This is a genomic window from Rathayibacter sp. PhB179, assembly GCF_004345345.1.
In the GTDB taxonomy this organism is placed as follows: Bacteria; Actinomycetota; Actinomycetes; order Actinomycetales; family Microbacteriaceae; genus Rathayibacter; species Rathayibacter festucae.
In genome coordinates this window covers 382,649-404,600 of sequence record NZ_SLVD01000001.1, presented here as the reverse complement: position 1 = coordinate 404,600, position 21,952 = coordinate 382,649, and the positions used below count along the sequence as shown (strand labels likewise).

Genomic DNA, 21,952 nt, shown 5'->3' with positions numbered 1-21,952 from the left:
GTCAGGCCGCGGTGACGCGCGCGGTGCCGGAGCGCCGGGCGGCGGTGAGGCGGAGCAGGAGCGTCGCCACGAGCACGACGGCCGCGGCGATCAGCGCGGCGGTGCCGGCGGGGATCGACACGAGCTCGCCGGAGAAGCGGCCGACCGCGACCCAGGCCAGGCCCCAGCAGAGCGACAGCATCGGAGCGATCCGGCCGCGACCGGTGGCGGCGATCAGCAGTCCGACCGCCGCGGCGACGAGCAGGACGACGATCGCCCAGGGTGCGGCGCCGGGTCCGTCGGCGCTGCCGATGCCCGCGCCGACGAGGCCGGCCGTCACGTTGGCGACCGTTGCGACGCAGACCCAGCCGAGGTAGAGGCCGAAGGTGCCGTCGGTGAGGACAGCGTCGACGACGCCGCCGGTGCGGGTGCTGCGCAGGAGCACGAAGATCCGCGCGAGCACAGCGAGGAGCAGCGCGATCACCAGGACGCTGAGCGCGAGCAGTCCGGCCTGCACGACCAGGATCCACGCGGCGTTCAGCAGCAGGCTGGCGGCGGCCCAGTAGCCGAGCCGGCGGTGGCGGGTGCGGGTGGTCTGCGACGGCAGGAACTGCCAGATCGCGTAGCCGAGGAGGCCGGCGTAGATGACGCTCCAGATCGCGAAGGCGGGTCCGTCGGGCGCGACCGGCGTCGAGGAGGCGGACAGCGCGCCGTCGGCGGCGTCCTGGATCTGCGTGCCGCCTGCTGCTCCCGAGCCGATGAACGAGCCGACCACCGCGAGCACGGCGCTGACGGCGACGGCCGACTGCCGGATCCGGTCCGCGCGGGTGGGGGATGTCGTGGCGGTCATGTCGCTCCTCGATTAGTCAGCTGGCTGAGTAATGAGCGTAGCGTGCCGGACGGCGCCGGCGCACGCGCATTCCGAGCGTCGTCTGAGCCGCTCGGGGAGTGGGCGCATCGAGGTCCACTGTCGGGAGGGGTCGGGTCTCGAGACGCGCTGCGCGCTACTCGACCAGCATGAGGGGCGCATACCGACGCGCGCTGCAGGCGCTGCGGGCGCTGCAGGCTGATGCGCCATGTAGGCGCTTCCTGCTGATCGAGTAGCCCGCCTCGCGGGCGTATCGAGATCCCCCCACCGTCAGAACGGCGCGGGCACGGTGTCGAACCGAGGCCGGGGCGGCGGGTCCGGCGGCCGCCCGGGCAGTGGGGGCGGCCGGTTGCTGATCCGTCGGCCGGTCGGGCTCGTCCAGACGATCGTCCCGTCGCCGCTCCCGATGTACGTCCACTGGTCGCCGTGCCGCAGATGGTGGTGCGAGGTGCAGAGCGAGACGAGGTTCTCGAGGGCGGTCTCGCCGCCGTTGCGCCACTCGAGGGTGTGGTCGGCCTCGCTGGTCGCGGCGGGCCGGGTGCAGCCGGCGAAGCGGCAGGTCTGGTCCCGCAGCTGCAGGTGCAGGCGCATCTGCGGCGGTGGGACGCGGTGGGTGCGGCCGACGGAGACGACCGCGCCGGTGTCCGGATCGGTCAGGACGCGGGTGAACGAAGGAGCGGTGCGGATCAGCTCGCGGGCGATCTCGGCGGGGACCGGGCCGTAGCCGTCGAGATCCGCGGGCGCGTCGTCGAGACCCACGGCGGTGGAGGCGGCGAGGGTCAGCCGGATCTCGGCGCGGATGCCGGGGACGAACGTCGGGTCGGGTCGGTGCTCGGCGTTCGGCGTCGTGCCGGTGATGTCGCCGTCGCAGAGGAGATCGACCGCCGCGTCCGCGCTCAACTGCTGGAGGGTGCGCGGGTCGCCTTCGTCGCGGAGGGTGCGGGCGATGCGGCGGAGTCGGTCGTAGGCGCCGGAGACGGCGGGCGCGGGAGCGTGGACGCAGAGCGTGGCCATGCCGTCGACATCCGGTGTGACCCAGACGGCGCGGTCCTGGCGGGCGCGGGTGTGCCGTTCTGCGAGGGGCTGCTCGTGCAGCTCTTCCCGCCAGCGGCTCAGGGCGCGGCGCAGCTGCGTGGTCGTTGTCGTGAGCGCGGCGTCGGCGGCGCGCTCGTCGAGGGCCGCGCGGGAGGCCTCCGGGAGGGTGCTCGCGGTTCTGCAGATCGCCTCGCCGGCCTCCCAGAGGATCCGCGCGTCGCGGAGCAGGGCGCGGGTAAGGGGGAGGTGCTCCATCAGCATCTGCGCGGTCTCGAGGCGTCGGCAGACGTCCCGCTCGGACACGCCGAGCGTTACCGCGAGCTCGGCTCGGATCGAGCGCTCGACGAGATCGCGGGTCTCGCTCCGGGACGTACCGCGAGCGAACGCCTCCGGGACCGTGAGGGCGACGCGGTAGCCGCGGTGGATGCGTTCCGCGGTTCTCAGGCGCGTCGGGGATGCGGCGCGCTCGGTGGCGGCGGCGTCGGTGAAGCAGTCGCGCACCTCCGCGAGTGCTGCCGCATTCTCATCTTCTGACATACGCGTATTGAAGCAGGAGCCACCGACACCGGGACCGGAACCATGGGCTGATCGGGGACAACGCCGTCGGATCGACGAGTGTGGAGGAGACCCGCTCCCGGATGTCTCGGCGATGGTGGGTCTCGATACGCCGCCGGAGGCGGCTACTCGACCAGCATGCATGGGCCGCCGGAGGCGGCTGCTCGGCCGGCATGGAGGGGCCGCTGCTCGACCGGCACCACGCGCCGAGCCTCTAGCGTTGGCGTGTGCCCCTCCGTCCGCCGTGCCCCCGCCCGTGAGCGCGCTCGTCGCGCGGCTCGAGCGGCGGCAGGTCGCCGTGTACCTCGGCGCGATCGCCGCCGGCGCCGTGCTCGGGCTGCTGCTGCCCGCCGCGCGGCACCTGGAGGGCGCGATCGAGCCGGTGCTCGGGCTGCTGCTGTTCGCGACGTTCCTCGGCGTCCCGTTCGCGGCGCTCGGCCGCGCGCTGCGCGATGTCCGCTTCCTCGCCGCGGTCGGCGTCCTGAACTTCGTCGTCGTCCCGGTCGTCGCGTACGGGCTGTCCCGCTTCGTCGCCGAGAGCCCGGCGCTGCTCTTCGGGGTGCTGCTCGTGCTGCTGACGCCCTGCATCGACTACGTGATCGTCTTCGCCGGCCTCGCGGGCGGCGCGTCCGACCGGCTGCTCGCGGCGGCACCGCTGCTGATGCTCGCGCAGCTCCTGCTCCTCCCTCTCTACCTCCTCCTGTTCCTCGGGCCGGAGGGCGTCGCCGTGGTCGAGGTGGCTCCGTTCGCGCGGGCGCTCCTGTTGCTGATCGTGCTGCCGCTCACCGCCGCCGCGCTCGTGCAGGCGCTCGGCCGCCGGCATCGCGCGGGGCGGATCGTCGAATCGACGATGCTCGGCCTGATGGTGCCGCTGATGGCGGCGACCCTCCTCGTCGTCGTCGCCTCGCAGATCGGCGCCGTCGGTGCCGCCGCGGGCAGACTGCTCGTCCTCGTCCCCCTCTACGCCGCGTTCCTCGCGGTGATGGTCGCGGCCGGACTCGGCGTCGCCCGGCTCGTCCGCCTCGACGTCCCCTCGTCCCGCGCGCTGGTGTTCAGCGGCGCCACCCGCAACTCCCTCGTGGTGCTGCCGCTCGCACTCGCGCTCCCGGCGCCGCTGGCACTCGCGCCCGTGGTCGTCGTGACGCAGACGCTGGTCGAGCTGATCGGCATGGTCGTGCTGGTGCGGCTGGTCCCGCGCCTCGTCCCTCACCCCTCCACCCTCGACGCGCCCACCCCCGAGTAGGGCCCGGCGCCCGGATCCGCTTCCCCGGCGGCGCCGCACCGACCTACGCTCGGTCCTGCCCACCCGTGCCGAGAGGACCCGCCGTGCCCGACCTGACCGCTCCCCCCGCGCCGCTCGCGCGCCGCACCCTCGTCGGAGCGGCGTGGGCCGCTCCGGTCGTCGCGCTCGCCGTCTCCGCACCGTCCGCCGCGGCGAGCGGCACGCTCCCTCCGCTCGGCGCTCGCGCCGAAGGTCCCGCGGAGGACGTCGCGTCGGCCTCGACGGCGTATCGCGTCTACGCGACCAACACCGGCTCCGCCCCGCTGGAGGGTGGGTCCGTGATCGTCGTCCTCCAGGACCCGGGCAACGGCTACTCGTTCGCCGGCTTCAACGGACAGCAGTGGAGCTACGCCGACGGCTTCCCGGAGGGACGCATCGCCCTCCGCTACGACCCCGCGCTCGCGGCGGGCGAGGAGTCCGGCATCCTGCTGCTGCTGATCGCCAGCGACGATCGCACGCAGAGTCCGGTCCCCGTGGCGGACCTGGTCATCACCGCGCCGGGTTTCGACGTCGCGGTGCTGTCGCTCACGGTCCCGTACTGATCGGCCGCCGCACGTCCGACGTGTCAGCGCCCCGGGGCGACGATTGCCATCGATTGCATAAAATTAGGATTTTCTAATTCGGGGCTATCATTCCCTACGTGCAGCCCGATCAGAATCCCTACAGCCCGGGGTCGGGCCGTCGTCCTCCCGAACTCGTCGGCCGCGGCGGTGAGCTGGAAGCCTTCGAGACGCTCCATGCCCGCGTCGGCCACGGGCTCGGAGATCGAGGCATCGTCCTCACCGGGCTCCGCGGGGTCGGCAAGACGGTGCTCCTCAACGAGATGCACCGGCTGGCGGAGCAGTCCGAGTGGCTGACGGTCCGCATCGAGGCCCGACGGGACGAGGCGGGAGTGCATGCGGTACGTCGAGCGCTGGCTCGCGGCCTGGTGATGTCCGCCCGCAAGCTCTCCCGCACGAAGCTGTCGTCGCTGATGCGCGAGGCGCTCGGAACGATCTCCTCGTTCAACGCGAAGGTCGGCGCGACGGGAATCGAGCTGGGCGTCTCCCTGAGCCAGGGCCGCGCCGATTCCGGCGACGCCGAGGTCGACCTCCTCGAACTCGTCGAGGACGTCTCGACCGCGCTCGGCGAGCAGCGACGCGCCTTCGCTGTCTTCATCGATGAGATGCAGGATCTCGATGCCGAGACGATGGGGGCTCTCCTCGCGGCCCAGCACACCGCGAACCAGAGGGAGTGGCCCTTCTACGTCATCGCCGCCGGCCTCCCGGACCTGCCGCGCGTCCTCACCGAGACGCGGTCGTACGCCGAGCGGCTGTTCAACTACCGGCGGATCGGCACGCTCGCTCCGAGCGATGCGGCGCAGGCGCTCCGCGAACCCGCCGAGCGTCTCGGCGCCGAGTACGCGGCGGACGCCTTGGCGACGCTCCTCGAGGCGGCGGGCGGCTACCCGTACTTCCTCCAGGAGTACGGGCAGGCGGCGTGGAATCTCGCCGCGGACCGCCTGATCGACCGGTCCGACGCGACGGCCGCCGTCCAGTACGGGACGGAGCAGCTCGACGCCGGATTCTTCCGCTCCCGGTGGCAGCGAGCGACCAGATCGGAGCGGCGGATGCTGCTCGCCATGGCCGTCGACGGAGAGGGCCCGTGCTCGACGGCGCTCGTCGCCCAGCGGATGGGCGTGCAGACCAGCAGTGTCGGGCCCTATCGGGCCGCTCTGATCAGCAAGGGTCTGATCTACTCGCCCGAGCACGGACAGATCGCGTTCACCGTCACCGGCATGGCGGGCTACGTCGAACGGCACCGCGACGAGCTCGACGACAGCCGCACGGCCGGGAACTGACGCGCCGGAGCCGCCGCTCGAAGCTCCGCTTCCGTCAGTCGCCCGTGCCGTCAGTTGCCCGTGCAGAACACCCGGTCGGACCTGACCGACGCCGTGCTCTTCGCGCCGGTGCCGACGGAGCCCTCGGGGAGGGTCGTCGTCGCGTTCAGGGTGAAGGCGCTGGTGATCGAGAGGGTGGTGCGCAGGCCCAGGGTGGAGCCCGCGGGCAGCGGACCGGTGAGGGTGACGAAGCGGGTGGTGCTGCTCGGGGAGGTGATCGTCGCGATGCTCGGGGTGGCCGTGAACACGCCGATGTTCGCGACGCCGCTGCCGACGATGGTGATCGTGGTCCCGACCGGCAGGTCGGCGGAGCCGGCGGTGAGCGTGAAGCCGGGGCCGAGGATCCCGGGACTGCCGCAGGTGCCGTTCAGGACGAAGGCTCCCACGTCGAGGCCGGACGCGGCGGCGGCGGGGGTGCCGACGGCGACGGCCACGACGGGCACGGTCCAGGCGGCGGCGGTGGTGACCGCCCGGCGGGAGACGCCGCGGGGGGCGGGGCGGCCGGCGGGGCGGCTGGCGGGGGTGCGGACGTCGATCATGGCGGCCTCTCGTGCGGCGGGGGGAGGGGCTTCCGGGGGAAGAAGGCCCACGAGGGATCCTGGCAGGCGGCACGCCCTGCCGCGCAGTGCCGGCGCGCCCCCCGAGTGGGGCGGCGACGACTCCGGCCCGGACTAGTGCGGCTCGGTCGTCGCGGCCTCCGCGCCGAGGAGGACGCGGAACATCCGGTCCAGCGGCTCGCGGAGATCCTCGTCGGCGGCGGAGGCGATCGGCTCCACGGCGGCGGAGGTGCGCATCACGGTGACGCCCATCATCGTGGCGATGGCGAGCTGCGCTCGGACCAGCACCGGGGCGGTCCGCGGGTCGTCCGGGCGCCAGCCGGCGGCGACGGCGAGCCGGCGGGTGAACTCCTCGAGGGTCTCCCGGCGGATCCGGTCCGCGGTCGCGTCGCCGGAGGAGCGCAGCAGGAGGAGGAGCTGCAGCGGGTCGTCGTTGTTCGGCGCGCGGAGGACGTGGCCGATCAGCCGCTGGACGATCGCGTCGAGATCCGCGGGTCCGTCAGGGGTCTCGGACTCCAGCTCGTCCGAGGTGCGGCGCATGCACGCCTCGAAGAGACCGTCCTTGGAGACGAAGTAGCGGTTGATCAGGGCCACGTTCACTCCAGCGTCGGCGGCGATGTGCCGCACCGTGGTCGCGCGGTAGCCGTCGGTCGCGAACCGGCGCCGCGCGGCCCGGATCAGCGCGCGCTTCGTCGCCTCCGCGTCCCGGCCCGGGCGGACGAGCTCGTCGTCGGCGTCGCAGCCGGAGACCCCTGCGCCGATGTCCTCGCTGTCAGTGCTCATGTCCCACTCCCGTCGACCAACCTAGCCGAGGACAAGTAAACACGTGTTGACAGGCGTGCCGCGCTGGCTACACTCGAGAAGTCAGCATCTGTTTACAAGCCGCTCACCAGCCTAGGAGACGCATGTCCACCACCAGCCAGCCCGCCGCGACGGGCTCGGTGCCGACCGGAGTCCCGCGCGAGAGCGCTGCGCCGCAGCGGAAGCCGCGCGGCACCGCGATCGTGCTCTACCTCTCGCTCGGCGGTCTCTCGTTCGCCGTCCTGCAGTCGCTGGTCGCCCCCGCCCTGGGCACGATCGGGCAGGACCTCGGCGTGGCCACGAGCGACGCGAGCTGGGTGCTGACGGCCTACCTGCTCTCCGCCTCGGTGCTCACGCCGATCCTCGGTCGCCTCGGCGACATGGTCGGCAAGCGCAAGGTGCTGATCGTGGTGCTGTCGCTGCTGCTGGTCGGCACGGTCGTCGCCGCGATCGCGCCGAACCTCGGCGTCCTCATCGTCGGACGCGTCCTGCAGGGCGCGGCCGGTGCGGTGATGCCGCTGTCGATCGGCATCGTCCGCGACGAGCTTCCCCGGGAGCGCGTCAGCGTCACCATCGGGCTGCTGTCCGCCATCTTCGGCATCGGCGCCGGAGTCGGCATCGTCGCCGCCGGCCCGATCGTCGAGGCGCTCTCCTGGCACTGGCTGTTCTGGCTGCCCGCCGTGCTGGTCGCCGTCGCCCTCCTCGGCGCGATCTTCGGGATGCCGGAGTCGCCCGTGCGCACGCCGGGCAAGCTGGACCTCGTCGGCACGACGATCCTCTCGATCGGCCTGGTCGCGCTCCTCCTCGCCATCAGCGAGGGCCAGAACTGGGGCTGGGGCGACGCGAAGACGATCGGCCTGCTCGTGCTCGGCGCGGTCGCCCTCGTCGCCTTCGTGCTGGTCGAGCTGCGCGTCTCCGAGCCGCTGATCGACGTCCGCCTCTTCCGGCACCGCGGGGTGTGGACCGCGCACATCGTCGCGCTCGCCTTCGGCTTCGCGATGTTCGGCACCTTCATCCTCGTGCCGACGCTGCTGCAGCTGCCCACGGTGCTGGGCTACGGCTTCGGCAAGTCGGTCAGCGAAGCGGGCCTGTTCCTGCTGCCGACGGTCGTCGCGATGGTCGTCTCCGGCGTCGTCGCGGGGGCGATGATCCGCCGCGTCGGGCCGAAGATCCCGATGATCACCGGCGGCGTCGCCGTCGCGATCGCGTTCGTCCTCCCCGCGCTCGGCCACGGCGAGGAGTGGCAGATCCTCGTGTCCGGCGTGCTCACCGGCATCGGCATCGGCATGGCCCTCGCGGCCACCTCGAACGCGATCGTCGAGAGCGTGCCCGCCGCCCAGACCGGCGAGGCCATCAGCGCGAACACCGTCCTGCGCACCATCGGCAGCAGCATCGGCACCGCGGTCATCGCCGCGCTGATCTCCTCCAGCGTCACTCCGCAGGGTGCCCCGACGGACGAGGCGTTCACCGTCGGCTTCTGGGCCTCGGCCGGAGTCGGAGCGCTCGCGATCGTCGCCGCGCTGCTCGCGCCGTCCCTGCGCGCGCGACGCCGCGAGGCCGCCGCCGCCGGTGTGGACGACATCGAGGAGCTCGGGACCGCTTCCTGACCGGACCGCGGCCGCTCGGCGCGTCCGCCGGTGCTCGCTCGGGACGCCGGCGGCTGTCGCTGCCGTCCGGGATCTGCGAGGCTGCCCGGATGGCATCGGAGCAGAGCGGCCCGCCGGTCTTCGCGGACCCGCGACGACTCGGCGCGGTCATCGGCCTGGCCGGCGCCGTCGTCTTCGCGTTCTCGTACTCGCCCGCGGAGCCCGTCGCGATCATCGCGCGGGTCCTGGTCGGCGCGACGGTCGCCGCCGCGCTCTGGCTCCTCTTCGTCCGTCCGCGCTCACTCGGGCCCTTCGCACCGCCGAGGCCCGCGCGGCTCGCCGTCTACGGCGCCTGCGTGGTCGCCGAGTTCGCGCTCATCGCGGTCGGCAGCCGGGTCCTGGAGTCGGCGGGCCGCGGCGAGCTGCGCCCGGCGCTCATCGCGCTCGTGGTCGGGCTGCACTTCCTCCCGTTCGCGTGGGCGTTCTCCGAGCGGATGTTCGCCCTGCTCGGCGGCGCGCTGGTCGTGCTCGGCGGGCTCGGCCTGCTCCTCGGCAGTGGCGCGGCGGCCGTGCTGGCGGCGGTGGCGTCCGGAGCCGTGATGGCGCTGCTCCTGCTCGCGTACGCCCTCGGCGCGTTCGCGCCGCCGAGCCGAGCGCCGCGGAGCTGAGCGCGCCGGAGCTGAGAGGGCCCTTGCCCCGCTGTCTGAGATCCTTCTCATAGACTCGACCGCAGTGCCCGGATGAACGTCTCGCTCCTCCGCTCCGTACCCCCTGTGACGGGCCGCCCGGCCGGTCGGGACAGGAGGCGCCGATGGCGCTCGCGGCGCTGACGATGCCGGCGACGATCGGGCCGGCGACGGTAGGGCCGGCGACGGTAGGGCCGACCGCTATCGGGCCGACGACGAGGCGACGAGGGGACCGCACCGCGATGACGCAGCCCGACCCTCGCCCGGCGCCCGTGCCCGCCGCCGGACCCGCCGCCCCGCCGCTCGATCCCACGCCCGGCGATCCCACGCCCGGCGACCCCACGCCCCTCGACCTCACCGCGGCGTTCGACGAGCACGGATCCGCCCTGCTCGGCTTCGCCGTCAACGCGCTGCGCGACCGCGGTCTCGCCGAGGACTGCGTGCAGGAGACGTTCCTCCGGGCCTGGCGCTCGCGCGAGCGCTACGTCGCGGAGCGCGCGAGCCCGCGCACCTGGCTGTTCGCGATCGCCCGCAACGTGATCGTCGACGCGCACCGCTCCCTGCAGCGGCTGCCGCGGATCGTGCCGGCCGAGGTGCTCGACGACGTCCCCGGCGACGACGTCGATCCGCTCGAGCCGCTGATGATGGTCGAGGCGCTGGCCCGGCTCTCGCCCGAGCACCGGCAGGTGATCGTCGCGATCCACCTCCGCGGCGAGAGCTACGCCGAGGTCTCCGCGGCGACCGGAGTCGCGGTCGCGACGCTCCGGACCCGCACGTTCTACGCTCTCAAGGCGCTCCGCACGCATCTCGCGGCGCCCGACTCGACTCCGGAGGACCGATCGTGACCAGCAGTGGCGGACCCGGCGACGGCGGACCCGGCGACGGCGGCCCGGACGAGGGCGGGCGCCGCGAGGAGCTGATCGCCGCGGCCCTCGCCGGCGAGCTGTCGGCCGAGGAGGCCGCCGAGCTCGACCGGCTGCGGGCGGAGGATCCGAGCGTGGACGAGGAGCTGGCCTCCTTCGGCGCCGTGCTGTCCGGGCTGGGCGGCGTCGGCCGCTGGGAGGAGCCGGAGCCCTCGGCGGACCTGCGCGCGCGGGTGGCGGCGCTCGCCGGCCCGGCGCTGACGGCGGTCCCGAGGGCCCGTGGCGAGGAGGCGCGGGGTGCGTCGGACCGGCGTGCGTCGGTGCGGCGTGGGTCGGCCCGTCCCGCGCGCGGTCGTCGGACGGCGCTCGCTGTGACGGCCGCGGCCGCCTGCGTCGCGCTCGGCGCCGTCGGCGGTCTCGCCCTGCAGGCGCTCGGCGACCGTCCCCCCGAGGGCGGACCGGGCACGCTCGGCGCCGTCGAGCCGATCGCGTTCGCCGAGGACCCGGCCCTCGACATCGACGCCGAGCTCGTCGCGCACACCTGGGGCACCGAGACGATCCTGCGCGGCAGCGGCTTCGCCGTCGGCGAGAGCTACGAGGTCGTCCTGGTCACAGCGACGGGCGTGCGGTTGCCCTCCGGCTCGTTCCTCGGCAGCACCGCCGAGCTCGACTGCGCCATGAACGCGGCCGTCCTGCGCGCCTCCGTCGCCTCGATCGAGATCACCGATGAGAGCGGCGGAGCCGTCGCGGTCGCCGAGCTGCCGGTCGTCGAGAGCTGACGATCCGCCCGAGCGTCCCGATGCCCACGGAGGCACGATCAGGCAGGCAGTGCCGCTCCCCGGTCGGCGGATGGAAGAGTTGACGCATCCAGAAGACGACGCCTCACGTGCGCCGGTTCTGCAGAGCGAGTGGAGACGACATGGTCGATGGGGCAGAGCCGATCACGGACCCGTACGAGCCCTTCCCGAGCTTCCTGGAGTGGGAGGGACGCACCGCCGACGTCCACCTGGTGAGCGACTTCGGCGAGATGCTGGCGGCCGACCGTGCGGAGAGCTCTCCCGAGCTCTGGAGCCGGATGCTCGACATCACCAACAAGTGGGCGGCCGTGGACACCGGCGCGATCGAGAACCTCTACGAGGTGGACCGCGGATTCACCTACACCGTCGCCGCGACGACCGTGGCGTGGGCGAGGATCCCGCAGGAGAAGGGCGAGGCGGTCGCGCGGGTCATCGCTGACCAGCTCGCCGGCTACGAGCACGTCCTCGATGCCGCCACGGCGAACGTCCCGATCAGCGAGTACTGGATCCGAGGGCTGCACGAGGTGCTCTGCCGTTCGCAGGACACCTACCGGGTCCTCACCTCGGTCGGCTGGCAGGAGCGCCCACTGCAGACCGGCGCCTACAAGAAGGATCCGAACAATCCGCTGAACCTCGCGTCGAACCGCATCCACAGCTACGCCTCGCCGGCGGACGTCGTCCCGGAGATGGAGCGATTCGTCGCCGAGTTGCGATCGGCGGAGTTCCTCGACGCTCCGGCTGTGATTCAGGCGGCCTACGCGCATTACGCCTTCGTCTGCATCCACCCCTTCCCGGACGGGAACGGGCGGGTGTCCCGCGCTCTCGCCTCCGTCTTCCTCTACCGGGCCTACGGGGTGCCGATCGTGATCTTCGCCGACCAGAAGGCGCGCTACCTCGACGCTCTCGAGGTGGCGGACGCGAAGCGCGGAGAGCAGTTCACCGCTTTCTTCCGCGACTGCGTCATCGACACGATCAACCTCATCCGAGCCGAGCTGGAGACGGCGCGCACCCCCGAGCTCGCGGATCAGCTCTCCGCCTTCGAGGTCCTGCTCACGGGGCGCGGCGGGCTGGAGCACGAGGTGCTCGACGAGGTGGCGGACCGGCTCACAGGCCTGGTGTCCGACGAGGTGCAGTCTGCGCGGGACTCGACAGTTCTGCGGTCGTCGCTCACGCTCTCCGCGGTCGATGGGACGCCATCCAGACACGTGCGTGACGGCTACCGACAGAGCAGGCCGCAACTCACGCCGTCTCTGCGCCTCGAAAGCGCCCGGCCTGCGCTGGCACAGGCGGAGCGCGGCTTCTCCGTGCAGATCGCACGCCCCGACACCGACGGCGCCGACTTCATCGTCGTCGACGAGCGGGGCGGCCTCCTCCTGCACGTCTTCCTCCGCGAGGTCTACCCGGTCATCTCCGAAGGACTGAGGATCCGGGTGCGGGCGATGGTCGAGGCCGCACTCAGAAGACTGCTGGCGGAGGTCGCAGCCGCAGCGGAGCAGGCACTCCGGGACGCAGGATACGGCCGCTGAGAGAGGGAGGAGTGACGCGGCTCGGGATGACGTCGGCGGCTCAGCGCCGCGGCCCCGGCACCAGCCGGGTCAGTCGGCCGATCAGCCACTCCAGCGGTCCGATGCCGACGAAGCGCCACCACAGCACCGCGACCGCCCAGACTCCCAGCACCAGGAGGAGGGCGGCGCCGGGGGTGTCGGCGACGTAGCCGAGGCCCCGGGTCGCGAAGGCGGCGACGACCGCCACCTGCAGCACGTACACCGAGAGCGCGAGCGAGCCGACCGCCCGGAACGGCGTGAGCACCGCCGCGATCACCGTGCTCGCCGGCCGCCGCCGGACCGTCGCGAGCAGCACCACGACGACGTACGCGGCGAGCACCAGGCCGAGGTCGTGCAGCGTGTCCGGGTGGCTGCCCGACACGGACTCGAGGCCGATCAGCCGCTCGAGCGCCGGCCGCACCGGGTACGCCAGCACGGCGACGACGGCCAGCACGGCGAGCAGCCGGTCGCGCCGGAAGCCGTGCCGCAGCAGCAGCGCGCCGAGCAGGAGGAAGGGGAGCAGATTCGTCAGCCGGTAGTGCGGATCGACGAAGCTCCACTGCAGCAGGAATCCGACGGGCGTCCGCGCGTAGAGCACCGCCGGATCCACCGACGCCGCGACCAGCGCGTTCAGCGGAGCACCAGCCACGAGCACGACGGCGGCGACGACCGCGACGAGGCGGCTGCGCAGGAGCAGGATCGGCGTCCCGAGCGCGAGCGTGAGCCCGAGGTGCGGCAGCACGATCGCGATCCAGCTGCCCCAGCCGCCCAGCCAGACGCCGAGTGCGACCAGCACGGCACCGCGGATCAGGTTCTGCACGACGACCCGCCCGCCGGAGGCGCCGGGCCGCGCGAGGACCAGGGCCGCCGACATCCCCATCACCAGGGCGAACAGCGGCGACGCGAGGTCGTTGACGTTGCCCGCCGCGAAGCCGATCGCCCCGCCGCGCAGGCTCGGGACGAGCGGCATCGCGTGCGCGATCAGCATCGCCACGATGGCGACCCCTCGCAGGACGTCGGGCACGAGGACCCGGTCCGGCTGCAGCCGGGGGGCGGTCGGGGCGGCGCGCGAGACGGTCGTGGTCGCATCCATGGGGGAGAGGCTACGGCGTGGCCGCCCGCGCCCGCGCGCCGTCGCGCGCCGGGGCGCCCCCACCTCGCGCCACACGACGCTCGCCGCGCGTCCCCGCCCGCGTCCGCGGCACCTCCGGCTCGTGAAACGCGGTCCGGCTCGCGGATCTCGGCGGTTACCGCGTGCCGAGAATGTTCTCGCGTGCCGGAGACGTCCGGCGGGCGCCGACTTCCGCGTCGGTCGCACCTCGGGCTCGCGAAACGCGGTGCGGCTCGTCGGATTCGGCGGTTTCCGCGTGCCGAGGATGTTCTCGCGTGCCGGAGCCGTCTGTCGGCCGAGCGTGTCCGCTCCCCGCACACCTTCGGCACGCGAATCGCGGCTCGGCTCGTCGGATCCGACGGTTCTCGCGTGCCGGAGACGGTTCCGCGTGCCGGAGGCGCCCCGGCCGGCCGGCACTGCGGCCGGGTCATGAGGTTCCTGCGAGCCCGGGCCGATCGCGCGCGCCGGGCGGGCGCGGGCGGCATGCTGGAGGGATGACCGACGCCACCACGCCCGCCGCGCCGTCCGAGCGCCGCGCCCGTCCGCCCCGCCCGCAGCTCGTGCTGACCGTGCTGCGCACCGAGCGGCTCACCGAGCACTTCGTGCGCGTGCACCTCGGCGGCGAGGGCTTCGACGCCTTCGTCGAGGCCGCGGATCCCGAGAGGCTCGCCGCCACCGACCGCTACGTCAAGCTGCTGCTCGCCCCGCCCGGCGTCGCGCTCGAGCCGCCGCACGACCTCGACGCCCTGCGCGCCCGCCTCGCCCCCGAGGAGCTCCCGGTGCGCCGGACCTACACGATCCGCTCCGTCGACCTCGAGGCGCGCAGCCTCGCGATCGACTTCGTCCTGCACGGCGACGAGGGAGTGGCCGGACCCTGGGCCGCCTCCGCGCGCCCCGGCGACCGCCTCGAGATGTCGGCCCCCGGCGGCGCCTGGGCGCCCCGCGCCGACGCCGCGAACCTCCTGCTCGGCGACGAGTCGGCGCTGCCGGCGATCGCGGCGGCCCTGGAGGCGATGCCCGCCCAGGCCCGCGGAACCGCGCTCATCGAGGTGCACGGCGCCGAGGACGAGCTGCCGCTGACCGTCCCCGCGGGCGTCGAGGTGCGCTGGCTGCACCGCGGCGACGAGGAGGCGGGGCACGCGCTGACCGCTGCCGTCGCGGAGCTGACCCGCCCGGACGGCGCCGTCGAGGTCTTCGCCCACGGCGAGCGGACGGCGATGAAGCGGCTCCGCGCGATCCTCCAGGACGACTGGGGCGTCGAGCGCGCGGCGCTCTCGCTCTCGGCCTACTGGGCGCTCGGCCGCGCCGAGGACCGCTTCCAGGCCGAGAAGCGCGAGCCGGTGGGCGCGATCTTCACCGACTGACGGCGACTCCGACTGACGGCGAGTCCGACTGACGGCGACTCCGTCACCCGCGGACGACGAAGGGCCCCTGCACGGCGCAGGGGCCCTTCGACGTTCAGGCGGTGCTCACTCCGAGCGTCAGACCCGCTTCAGGAGGATCGGGGCGCTCGTCGTGGCGTTGCCCGCCGCGTCGACGGCCTTCGCCGTCACCGAGTAGGTGCCCTTCGGGAACACCGCGGTGTTGACCGTGAGGTACCAGTTGCCGTCCGACGCCTGCACGGCGTCGCCCAGCTTGGTGGTGCCGACCCAGTACGTGACTCCGGTCACGGCGGTGTCGTCCGCGGCGGTCGCCATCAGGCTGACGACTCCGGTGACCGACGAGCCGGAGCCCGGCGAGACGATCGCGACGGTCGGCGCCGTGCGGTCGACCGGGGCGGGCGTGGCCGTCGGGGTGGGAGTCGCGGTCGGGGTCGGCGTGGCGGTCGGCGTCGGCGTGGCGGTCGGCGTCGCGGTCGGGGTGGCGGTGGCCGTCGGCGTGGCCGTCGGGGTCGCGGTCGGGGTGGCCGTCGGCGTCGCCGTCGGGGTCGCGGTCGCGGTCGGCGTGGCCGTCGGCGTCGCGGTCGGCGTCGGAGCGGTCACCCCGCCGAACTGGTCGGCGCCGGCGGTGCGGGAGCCCATGACCTGGCCGTCGATGTCGGTGCGGGCCGACGTGGTCGACCCCCAGCCGGCGATCTGGGTCCCGGTCGCGGACAGCACGTGCAGGTCGCCGGTGGCCACCGAGGCGAGCGCCGGAGCGCCCTGGATGTTGCCCTGCTGGTTGAGCAGCGACGGCGTCTTGCAGAGCTTGGTGTTCCAGTTCTCGACGATGGTGTTCGTCATCGGGCTGGTGCAGGAGGAGAGGTAGCTGACGATGTTGCGGTCGAAGACCGTGTTCTTCGCCCCGCCGACCCGCAGCGCGCCCGACTCGAAGGTGTTGTTGCGGATGTAGATGCCGTCGGCCGAGGCCTCCCGGAAGTCCGCGGACGAGCCGCCGCGGCAGTCGCTGGTGATCACGATGCAGCCGGAGACGAAGTTCGACTCCACGGTGATGTCGCTCATGCCGTCGCCGCCACCGGGGGAGAAGATGATGCCCGCGTTGTAGCAGTTCATCAGCGTGTTTCCGCGGAGGGTGACGTCGTTGCTCTCGAACACCTGGATGCAGTCGGCGTGCAGGCCGTTGTCGATGTTCTGGTCGAAGTTGCGGACCAGGTTGTTCTCGATCAGCCCGTTGTCGGTGCCGCCGACCTGGATGCCGTCGATCGACGAGCCGTTCTCGAAGAGCGAGTCGCGGACGACGACGTTCGCGCTGCGCACGAAGATGCCGGCGCCGTCGATGTGCATCCGGTTCACCGTGATGCCGGAGCCGTAGGTGTAGAAGGTGCTCTTGGAGAAGATGTCGTTCCACACGGTGTTGGGCGTGTAGACCTTCGTCGAGCCGAGCACGGGCGAGGCGCCCGGGGCCGGCTGGACGACGACGGGAGCGGCGACGGTCGCCTTCCCGCCCTTGAGGGTGGTCGTCGGGTAGGTGCCGGCGGTGAGCAGCACGGTGTCGCCGGCGGCGGCGTTCTGGACGGCGGTGGTCAGGGCGCAGGGAGCGGCTGCGGAGCAGGCCGTTCCCGTGCCGTTGGGCGAGGCGTAGCGGTTCGCCGCCGCCAAGCTGGGCGCGGCCGCGAAGAACGCGGCGATCACGACCAGCAGAGCGGCGAGAGTCGCGCTGAGCGTTCGAGTCATGGGCGTGGTGTCCAATCGGGGAAGGTGTGAGCGGGGACTCGGGGCAGGGAGAGGAGGAGGGAGAAGACGAGGGGAGGCCGCACCGGGCCTCGGCGGTGCGCGCCGGGCGAACGGGGGACGACTCCGTACACTGGGCGCGGCGGGAGCGTCCCCGGCGGCCGGGCAGCACCGCTGCCTCTGCCGCCGAGATCCCGCCCGGACGGACGGATGCGGCGACGGGCCGCCTCCGCCATCGATGAGCACGGCTCCGCGACGGGGCCGGGAACGGAATCGCTGTGAGCGGAGTAGGTTCGCGAGTCCGGACGGTGCTGGGCGGGCTGCGCAAGCGCACCGCTCCGCTGCTGAAGAGCCCGGCGGTGCTCTCGCTCGGCGCGCGCGGCGTCTTCCTCGACGCCCCTCGCCTGCGCAGCGCCCGCCGCTCCGGCGGGGCCCGCGGAGCCAGTGGTGCTCAGGGCCGCGCGATCCTGATCGCGCCCCCCGGCGCCGGCAACATCGGCGACGCCGCGCTGGTCGGCGCGTTCCTGGAGAACGTGGCCGGGCCGATCACCGTGATCACCCGCTACAAGGGCGACTTCCGCATCCCGGCCGAGCAGGCCGACCGCGTCGAGATCGTCTCGCTGGGCACCCTGCTCTACGGCGGACTGCCGAGCTTCGTCCGCGACCTGCGCCGCTTCCGGGCCATGCTGCCCGGCGCCGCGTCGGTCTCGATCGTCGGCGCCGACATCATGGACGGCGCCTACAACTTCCGCGCCTCGACCAGCCGGGCGCTCGTCGCCCGCAGCGCCGCGTCGGCCGGCGTGGACACCCGCGTCCTCGGCTTCAGCTGGAACGGCAAGGCGCACCCCGGTGCCCTCGCGCAGCTCCGCGACGCGGACCGTGCCGGCACGACCCTCTTCCTCCGCGACCCGCTCTCCGTCGAGCGCGCCCGCCGCGACGGCCTGGACGCGAAGGCCTCGGCGGACATCGTCTTCTCGGCGCGCTCCGTCGACCAGGGCCGCGCGAGCACCGAGCTCGCCGCGCTGGACACGACCGGCGGCATCGCGATCGTCAACGTCTCCGGCCTGATCGACACCGACCAGACCGGCGCCTACGTGGAGATCATCGGCGGCCTGCGCGCCCGCGGCCTCGCGGTCGTGCTGCTCCCGCACGTCATCAAGCACGGACCGGACGACCTCGCGGCCTGCCGGAAGGTCTACGCGGCCCTGCCGGACACCACCGGCGTCGCCTTCGTCGAGGACGTCCTCACCCCGGCGGAGGTGCGCGGCTTCACCGAGCGCGCGACCGTCACCGTCACCGGCCGGATGCACCTGGCGATCATGTCCCTGATGAAGGGCGTCCCAGCGATCACGCTCGCCACCCAGGGCAAGGTCGAGGGTCTGATGGCGATGTTCGAGCTGCCCTACCTCTGCGTCGAGCCGGGTGCCGGTCTCGCCGGCCGCGTGGGCGACGCCCTCGAGCGCGTCCTCTCCGACCGCGACAGCGTCTCGGCCGACATCCTCGCGAAGCTGCCCGCCGTGCAGGAGCTCAGCGCCGCGAACTTCGCCGGCCTGCCGCGCGCCTGAGTGGCGCGGGCGGGCTGTCGCGGGGGTCGTCGGCACGGGCGTCCTTCCGGGCGTCGAGGGCGGAGGAGCGGCTCATGCCCTGACCGCGGCACTGCGGTGGGGGGAGTCGCTCGAGAGGTCGGCCGGAGGAGTCCGGCGCGTCTGCTGCGACCCTAGGCGGGGCGTTCGAACGCCCGTTCGCAATGAACCTTCCTCCGGACGGGGGTTCCCGTTCAGGGGGCGCACTCCGGCTCGACGCGCCGCCGGTCCGTCCGATCCCGCCCCGGACGGGTGCCACGGGCCCCCGGTGCTGCCCCGAGCGCGAAGACGCGTTCGGCTCGCGGAACCGCATCGGGCTCGCGGAACTGTCCGGATCCGGCGTGCCGAGGCGGGTTCTGCGTGCCGGAGGTGGCTGCGCGCTGCGGCGCGGGCGCGTTCGGCTCGCGAAAGTGCGTCCGGCTCGTCGAATCGGGCGGATCCGGCGTGCCGAGGCGGGTTCTGCGTGCCGGAGGTGACCGCGGGCGGTGGCGCGGGCCGTCCGGCACGCGACATCGCGTCCGGCTCGCGGAACCGCGCACGTTCTGCGTGCCGGAGGTGGTTCCACGAGCCGGGGATGCGCGCTGTCGGATCCGGCGCCGTCAGACCAGGCGCCTGCCGCTGAAGCGGTCGATCGGGGCGTCGCGGCGCATCGCCCGCTCGTACATCCGGTGGAACGGCTCGGTCAGCACGCCGTTGGAGCGGTCGAGGGCGTCCTGCCAGGCGACGATGTCGCCGAGCTGCGCCGCCAGGTCGGCCCGCAGCGCCGCCTCGTCCACGGTCGTCGATTCGCCGCCCGCGACGACGACCCGCCCGGCGACGATCACGGTGTCGATCGACGAGCCGTTCTCGGAGTAGACGAGCTGGTTCTCCAGGCGCTGGCGCGGGGTGAACGCGAGCGTCTCGAGGTCGAAGAGCACGAGGTCGGCCTGCTTGCCCACCTCGATGCTGCCGGTGACGTCGCCGAGCACGGCGCTGCGCGCACCGCCGATCGTGCCCGCCGTCAGCACCTCCGCCACGGTCGGCCACGTCGACAGGTCCGGATCGGTCACCTTGTGCAGCAGCGCCGCGGCCTTGATCACGTCGAGCATCCGCGGGGAGTCGCTGCTCGAGCAGCCGTCGGTGCCGAGCCCGAGGTTCACCCCCGCGTCGTGCAGCGCGCGCCACGGGGCGATGCCCGAGCCGAGCTTGAGGTTCGAGATCGGGTTGTGCGAGACGGAGGTGCCCGCCGCCGCGATCGACGCCATGTCGGAGTCGGTCAGCCAGATCCCGTGCGCGAAGGTCGTGTTCGCGGAGAGGGCGCCGATCCCGGCCATGTACTCGACCAGTGTCGAGCCGTGGAGCTCCTCCCCGGTCACCAGCTGCGTCTTGGTCTCGAGGACGTGGATGTGGCACTCCGCGTCGTGCTCGAGCGCCAGCTCCGTCGCGCCGACCAGCAGGTCGGCGCCCACGCGCTGCGGGGCCGAGGGCGCGACCATGTAGCGCAGCCGTCCGCCGCCCCGCCCGTGCTGGGTGGCGAAGGCGGTGCGACTGAAGTCGAGGTAGCCCTCGGTGGTCGGCCGCGCCGCCCCGCGGACCGAGTCGAGCAGCTCGGCCGGCAGGTGCTCCTCGAGGAACGGCATGGTCTCGAAGAACGGCTTGCTGATCACGTGCCCGGAGATGTTCGCCCGGAGGCCGATCTCGTCGTAGGCGTCGAACACCGCCGCCAGCTGCGCCGCGTCCTGGTCCGGGTTCTCGAGCACGTCGTCGACGAGCGTCGTGACGCCCGCCTTCAGCGACTCGAGTGCGAACAGCGACGAGCGCAGCCGGATCAGGTCCGGAGCGACGCGGCTGTCGCCGAGGATCGGATAGGACAGCAGCATCCACAGCTCGAGCGGCAGGTTGTCGTAGCGCCCCTTGTAGAGGTACTCCCACGAGTGGGTGTGCGCGTTGACGAAGCCCGGCGTCACGAGCCGGTCGCGCCCGTCGAGGATCTCGTCGCCCGGCTCGGGCTCGAGCCCCGGGCCGATCGCCGTGATCACGTCGTCGACGATCCGGATGCTCGCCGTGATCGGGACGGCGCCCGAGACGGGGTCCATGGTGATGACGGCGGCGTCGGTGATGAGGAGGGGCATGGCGGTTCCGTTCGTGATGCGGTGGTGCAGGAGCAGGGTGGTGCGGGAGCGGGTGGTGCGGGAGAAGAGGAGCGGGCGGAGTGACGGGGCCGGCTACCCGAGGACGGGCTCGGACGCGCGCGCGGCCGGCTCCAGGGCCTCGCGCTTCCGCACCCAGGACGCGGCGTCGCCCCGGCCGAGCAGCAGGTAGGCGAGCCCCGCCGAGACGCCGCCGGCGAGCCAGGAGACGTCGACGCCGCCGAGCGCCGTCGCGGCCGGTCCCTGCAGCGCCGGCACCGAGCCGTTCATGAACAGCCAGGTCAGCGTCGCGCCGATCGCGAAGGAGAGCAGCGCGCGCCAGCGGACGTCCGGCAGCAGCGGCGAGCCGACCGGAGCGAAGAGGTGCCCGAACGAGCGCACCCGCGGCTCGAACACCGTGTAGTGCACCAGCACGATCGCGCCCCACGGCGCGACCCAGCCGACCAGGCCGACCAGCCAGGCGTCCAGCGTCGTCGCCAGGTCGTCCTGGAAGACGAAGAAGACGGAGGCGACGAAGGCGAGCACGCCGACGATCAGGCTGAGCGCGCGGCGGCCGAGACGGATGTCGAGCGCCTGGGTGGCCATCCCGAACGAGTAGATGTTGAGCACGTTCGTCGCGATCGGCCCGTGCACCACGAGCAGCAGCACCGGGATCGCGAGGGCGCCGAAGTTCTCCACGATCAGCTGGCCGGGGTCGACCGAGCCGTTCTTCGTGGCGAGCGTCGCGCCGAGCACGCCCAGCCAGACGACGGGGACGAACTGGCCGAGCACGCTGGCGAAGTAGAGCTTCCTGCGCGAGGCGCGGGGGCTGACGAAGCGGGAGTAGTCGCCCGCGTAGGCGAGCCAGGTGAGGCCCCAGCCGATGCCGATCGCGGTCATCACGATCGACATGGCCGCGATCCGGTCGCCGCCGGTGAGGGCGCCCTCGGCCGGGCCGGCGTAGGACCAGTCGATGTCGAGGAAGAACCAGGCGACGATCGACATCACGGCCAGCACCAGGAGCGTCGGCGGCACGGTCCAGCGCTCGAACGCGGCGATGGCCCGGTAGCCGAGGAACGAGATCGCGACCTGGATCGCCATGATCACCGCGGCGACCGCGACCTTCCAGCCGATGTTGGCCGCCTCCGGGTCGACGAGGCCGACGGAGCCGAGCAGCGCGATCACCAGGTCGAGCACGATCCAGGTGTTGATCGCGCACCAGCCGATCACGACGACGGCCTGGATCACGGCGGGCGCGTAGTTGCCGCGCCGGCCGAAGACCGCACGGCCGACGAGCATCCCGGTCGCGCCGGTGCGCTGGCCGAGCAGTACGAAGAAGCCGAAGACGGCCATGCCGACGACGTTGCCGAGCACGAGGACGGTGATCGTGTCCCAGAGGCCGAGGCCCATGTTCACGCCCAGCGCGCCGAGGACCCAGTTGATCGGCGCGATGTTGGCGCCCGCCCAGATCCAGAACTGGCCGTCGAGTCGCGCGTTGCGACGGCTCTCGGGGAGCGGGGTCAGCGCGTCCTCGGTGTCGGTCGTGCCGTGCAGGGTGTCGGAGCTCATGGGTGGATCCTCTCGAAGCGTGAGGTGGAGCGGGGAGTC

General features: G+C 73.2%; 18 protein-coding genes. 10 read left to right on the top strand and 8 right to left on the bottom strand.

The features are described from left to right. Nucleotide 1 precedes the first annotated feature (1 nt). Nucleotides 2–829, bottom strand: a complete 828-nt coding sequence (locus EDF43_RS01965; protein WP_132435148.1) for a tryptophan-rich sensory protein — start codon at nucleotides 827–829, stop codon at nucleotides 2–4. 288 nt (nucleotides 830–1,117) lie between these two features. Then, entirely contained in the window at nucleotides 1,118–2,419 is a 1,302-nt protein-coding gene (locus tag EDF43_RS01960; RefSeq protein WP_165908980.1) for an HNH endonuclease signature motif containing protein, read from the bottom strand. Between the two features lie 274 nt (nucleotides 2,420–2,693). Between EDF43_RS01960 and EDF43_RS01955 the strand changes: the two genes are divergently transcribed. From EDF43_RS01955 to EDF43_RS01945, 3 genes are all read left to right on the top strand, one after another. After that, the gene (locus EDF43_RS01955) at nucleotides 2,694–3,680 is read left to right on the top strand and encodes a bile acid:sodium symporter (RefSeq protein WP_243581102.1); all 987 of its coding nucleotides are present in this window, start codon (nucleotides 2,694–2,696) and stop codon (nucleotides 3,678–3,680) included. Between the two features lie 83 nt (nucleotides 3,681–3,763). Continuing rightward, the gene (locus tag EDF43_RS01950; protein ID WP_132435142.1) at nucleotides 3,764–4,261 is read left to right on the top strand and encodes a hypothetical protein; all 498 of its coding nucleotides are present in this window, start codon (nucleotides 3,764–3,766) and stop codon (nucleotides 4,259–4,261) included. Nucleotides 4,262–4,359: 98 nt separating this feature from the next. Continuing rightward, nucleotides 4,360–5,559 carry an ATP-binding protein gene (locus EDF43_RS01945; protein WP_132435140.1) on the top strand — a complete coding sequence of 400 codons (1,200 nt, stop codon included), beginning with the start codon at nucleotides 4,360–4,362 and terminating at the stop codon, nucleotides 5,557–5,559. 50 nt (nucleotides 5,560–5,609) lie between these two features. Here EDF43_RS01945 and EDF43_RS01940 read toward each other — a convergent pair whose 3' ends face one another. Then, nucleotides 5,610–6,137, bottom strand: coding sequence for a hypothetical protein (locus EDF43_RS01940; RefSeq protein WP_132435138.1), 528 nt, complete (start codon nucleotides 6,135–6,137; stop codon nucleotides 5,610–5,612). Nucleotides 6,138–6,269: 132 nt separating this feature from the next. Next, complete coding sequence (locus EDF43_RS01935; protein ID WP_132435136.1) at nucleotides 6,270–6,938, bottom strand: TetR/AcrR family transcriptional regulator; 669 nt, start codon at nucleotides 6,936–6,938, stop codon at nucleotides 6,270–6,272. A gap of 122 nt (nucleotides 6,939–7,060) precedes the next feature. Between EDF43_RS01935 and EDF43_RS01930 the strand changes: the two genes are divergently transcribed. The 5 genes from EDF43_RS01930 to EDF43_RS01910 all read left to right on the top strand — a co-directional run bounded on the left by EDF43_RS01930 (nucleotide 7,061) and on the right by EDF43_RS01910 (nucleotide 12,414). After that, nucleotides 7,061–8,563, top strand: coding sequence for an MFS transporter (locus EDF43_RS01930; protein ID WP_132435135.1), 1,503 nt, complete (start codon nucleotides 7,061–7,063; stop codon nucleotides 8,561–8,563). Between the two features lie 89 nt (nucleotides 8,564–8,652). Next, nucleotides 8,653–9,210, top strand: coding sequence for a hypothetical protein (locus EDF43_RS01925; protein ID WP_132435133.1), 558 nt, complete (start codon nucleotides 8,653–8,655; stop codon nucleotides 9,208–9,210). Between the two features lie 260 nt (nucleotides 9,211–9,470). Beyond that, nucleotides 9,471–10,073, top strand: a complete 603-nt coding sequence (locus EDF43_RS01920; protein ID WP_132435131.1) for a sigma-70 family RNA polymerase sigma factor — start codon at nucleotides 9,471–9,473, stop codon at nucleotides 10,071–10,073. Next, nucleotides 10,070–10,870 carry a hypothetical protein gene (locus EDF43_RS01915; protein ID WP_132435129.1) on the top strand — a complete coding sequence of 267 codons (801 nt, stop codon included), beginning with the start codon at nucleotides 10,070–10,072 and terminating at the stop codon, nucleotides 10,868–10,870. Before EDF43_RS01920 ends, EDF43_RS01915 begins: the two co-directional genes overlap by 4 nt. Nucleotides 10,871–11,010: 140 nt before the next feature. After that, on the top strand, nucleotides 11,011–12,414 hold the full coding sequence (locus EDF43_RS01910; protein ID WP_132435127.1) for a Fic family protein: 1,404 nt from the start codon (nucleotides 11,011–11,013) through the stop codon (nucleotides 12,412–12,414). 40 nt (nucleotides 12,415–12,454) lie between these two features. Here EDF43_RS01910 and EDF43_RS01905 read toward each other — a convergent pair whose 3' ends face one another. Beyond that, nucleotides 12,455–13,525 (bottom strand): DUF418 domain-containing protein, encoded by a 1,071-nt coding sequence (locus tag EDF43_RS01905; protein WP_132435125.1) that lies wholly within the window; start codon nucleotides 13,523–13,525, stop codon nucleotides 12,455–12,457. 512 nt (nucleotides 13,526–14,037) lie between these two features. Between EDF43_RS01905 and EDF43_RS01900 the strand changes: the two genes are divergently transcribed. Further along, on the top strand, nucleotides 14,038–14,907 hold the full coding sequence (locus EDF43_RS01900; RefSeq protein ID WP_123734709.1) for a siderophore-interacting protein: 870 nt from the start codon (nucleotides 14,038–14,040) through the stop codon (nucleotides 14,905–14,907). Nucleotides 14,908–15,024: 117 nt separating this feature from the next. Here the strand turns inward: EDF43_RS01900 and EDF43_RS01895 are convergent, their stop codons facing one another. After that, nucleotides 15,025–16,656 (bottom strand): Ig-like domain-containing protein, encoded by a 1,632-nt coding sequence (locus EDF43_RS01895; RefSeq protein ID WP_132435123.1) that lies wholly within the window; start codon nucleotides 16,654–16,656, stop codon nucleotides 15,025–15,027. A gap of 275 nt (nucleotides 16,657–16,931) precedes the next feature. Between EDF43_RS01895 and EDF43_RS01890 the strand changes: the two genes are divergently transcribed. Next, nucleotides 16,932–18,218 (top strand): polysaccharide pyruvyl transferase family protein, encoded by a 1,287-nt coding sequence (locus tag EDF43_RS01890; protein WP_132435121.1) that lies wholly within the window; start codon nucleotides 16,932–16,934, stop codon nucleotides 18,216–18,218. A gap of 617 nt (nucleotides 18,219–18,835) precedes the next feature. Here EDF43_RS01890 and EDF43_RS01885 read toward each other — a convergent pair. Both EDF43_RS01885 and EDF43_RS01880 read right to left on the bottom strand, forming a co-directional pair. After that, nucleotides 18,836–20,347 (bottom strand): amidohydrolase, encoded by a 1,512-nt coding sequence (locus EDF43_RS01885; protein ID WP_132435119.1) that lies wholly within the window; start codon nucleotides 20,345–20,347, stop codon nucleotides 18,836–18,838. 93 nt (nucleotides 20,348–20,440) lie between these two features. Beyond that, nucleotides 20,441–21,913, bottom strand: coding sequence for a cytosine permease (locus tag EDF43_RS01880; RefSeq protein ID WP_132435117.1), 1,473 nt, complete (start codon nucleotides 21,911–21,913; stop codon nucleotides 20,441–20,443). Between the last annotated feature and the right edge of the window lie 39 nt (nucleotides 21,914–21,952).

Excerpts from the sequence above, each read along its gene's own strand:
- EDF43_RS01960 (WP_165908980.1), bottom strand. The coding sequence starts at position 2,419 with ATGTCAGAAGATGAGAATGCGGCAGCACTCGCGGAGGTGCGCGACTGC.
- EDF43_RS01920 (WP_132435131.1), top strand. The coding sequence starts at position 9,471 with ATGACGCAGCCCGACCCTCGCCCGGCGCCCGTGCCCGCCGCCGGACCC.
- EDF43_RS01910 (WP_132435127.1), top strand. The coding sequence starts at position 11,011 with ATGGTCGATGGGGCAGAGCCGATCACGGACCCGTACGAGCCCTTCCCG.
- EDF43_RS01965 (WP_132435148.1), bottom strand. The coding sequence starts at position 829 with ATGACCGCCACGACATCCCCCACCCGCGCGGACCGGATCCGGCAGTCG.
- EDF43_RS01935 (WP_132435136.1), bottom strand. The coding sequence starts at position 6,938 with ATGAGCACTGACAGCGAGGACATCGGCGCAGGGGTCTCCGGCTGCGAC.
- EDF43_RS01925 (WP_132435133.1), top strand. The coding sequence starts at position 8,653 with ATGGCATCGGAGCAGAGCGGCCCGCCGGTCTTCGCGGACCCGCGACGA.
- EDF43_RS01885 (WP_132435119.1), bottom strand. The coding sequence starts at position 20,347 with ATGCCCCTCCTCATCACCGACGCCGCCGTCATCACCATGGACCCCGTC.
- EDF43_RS01905 (WP_132435125.1), bottom strand. The coding sequence starts at position 13,525 with ATGGATGCGACCACGACCGTCTCGCGCGCCGCCCCGACCGCCCCCCGG.
- EDF43_RS01880 (WP_132435117.1), bottom strand. The coding sequence starts at position 21,913 with ATGAGCTCCGACACCCTGCACGGCACGACCGACACCGAGGACGCGCTG.
- EDF43_RS01940 (WP_132435138.1), bottom strand. The coding sequence starts at position 6,137 with ATGATCGACGTCCGCACCCCCGCCAGCCGCCCCGCCGGCCGCCCCGCC.
- EDF43_RS01900 (WP_123734709.1), top strand. The coding sequence starts at position 14,038 with ATGACCGACGCCACCACGCCCGCCGCGCCGTCCGAGCGCCGCGCCCGT.
- EDF43_RS01930 (WP_132435135.1), top strand. The coding sequence starts at position 7,061 with ATGTCCACCACCAGCCAGCCCGCCGCGACGGGCTCGGTGCCGACCGGA.
- EDF43_RS01895 (WP_132435123.1), bottom strand. The coding sequence starts at position 16,656 with ATGACTCGAACGCTCAGCGCGACTCTCGCCGCTCTGCTGGTCGTGATC.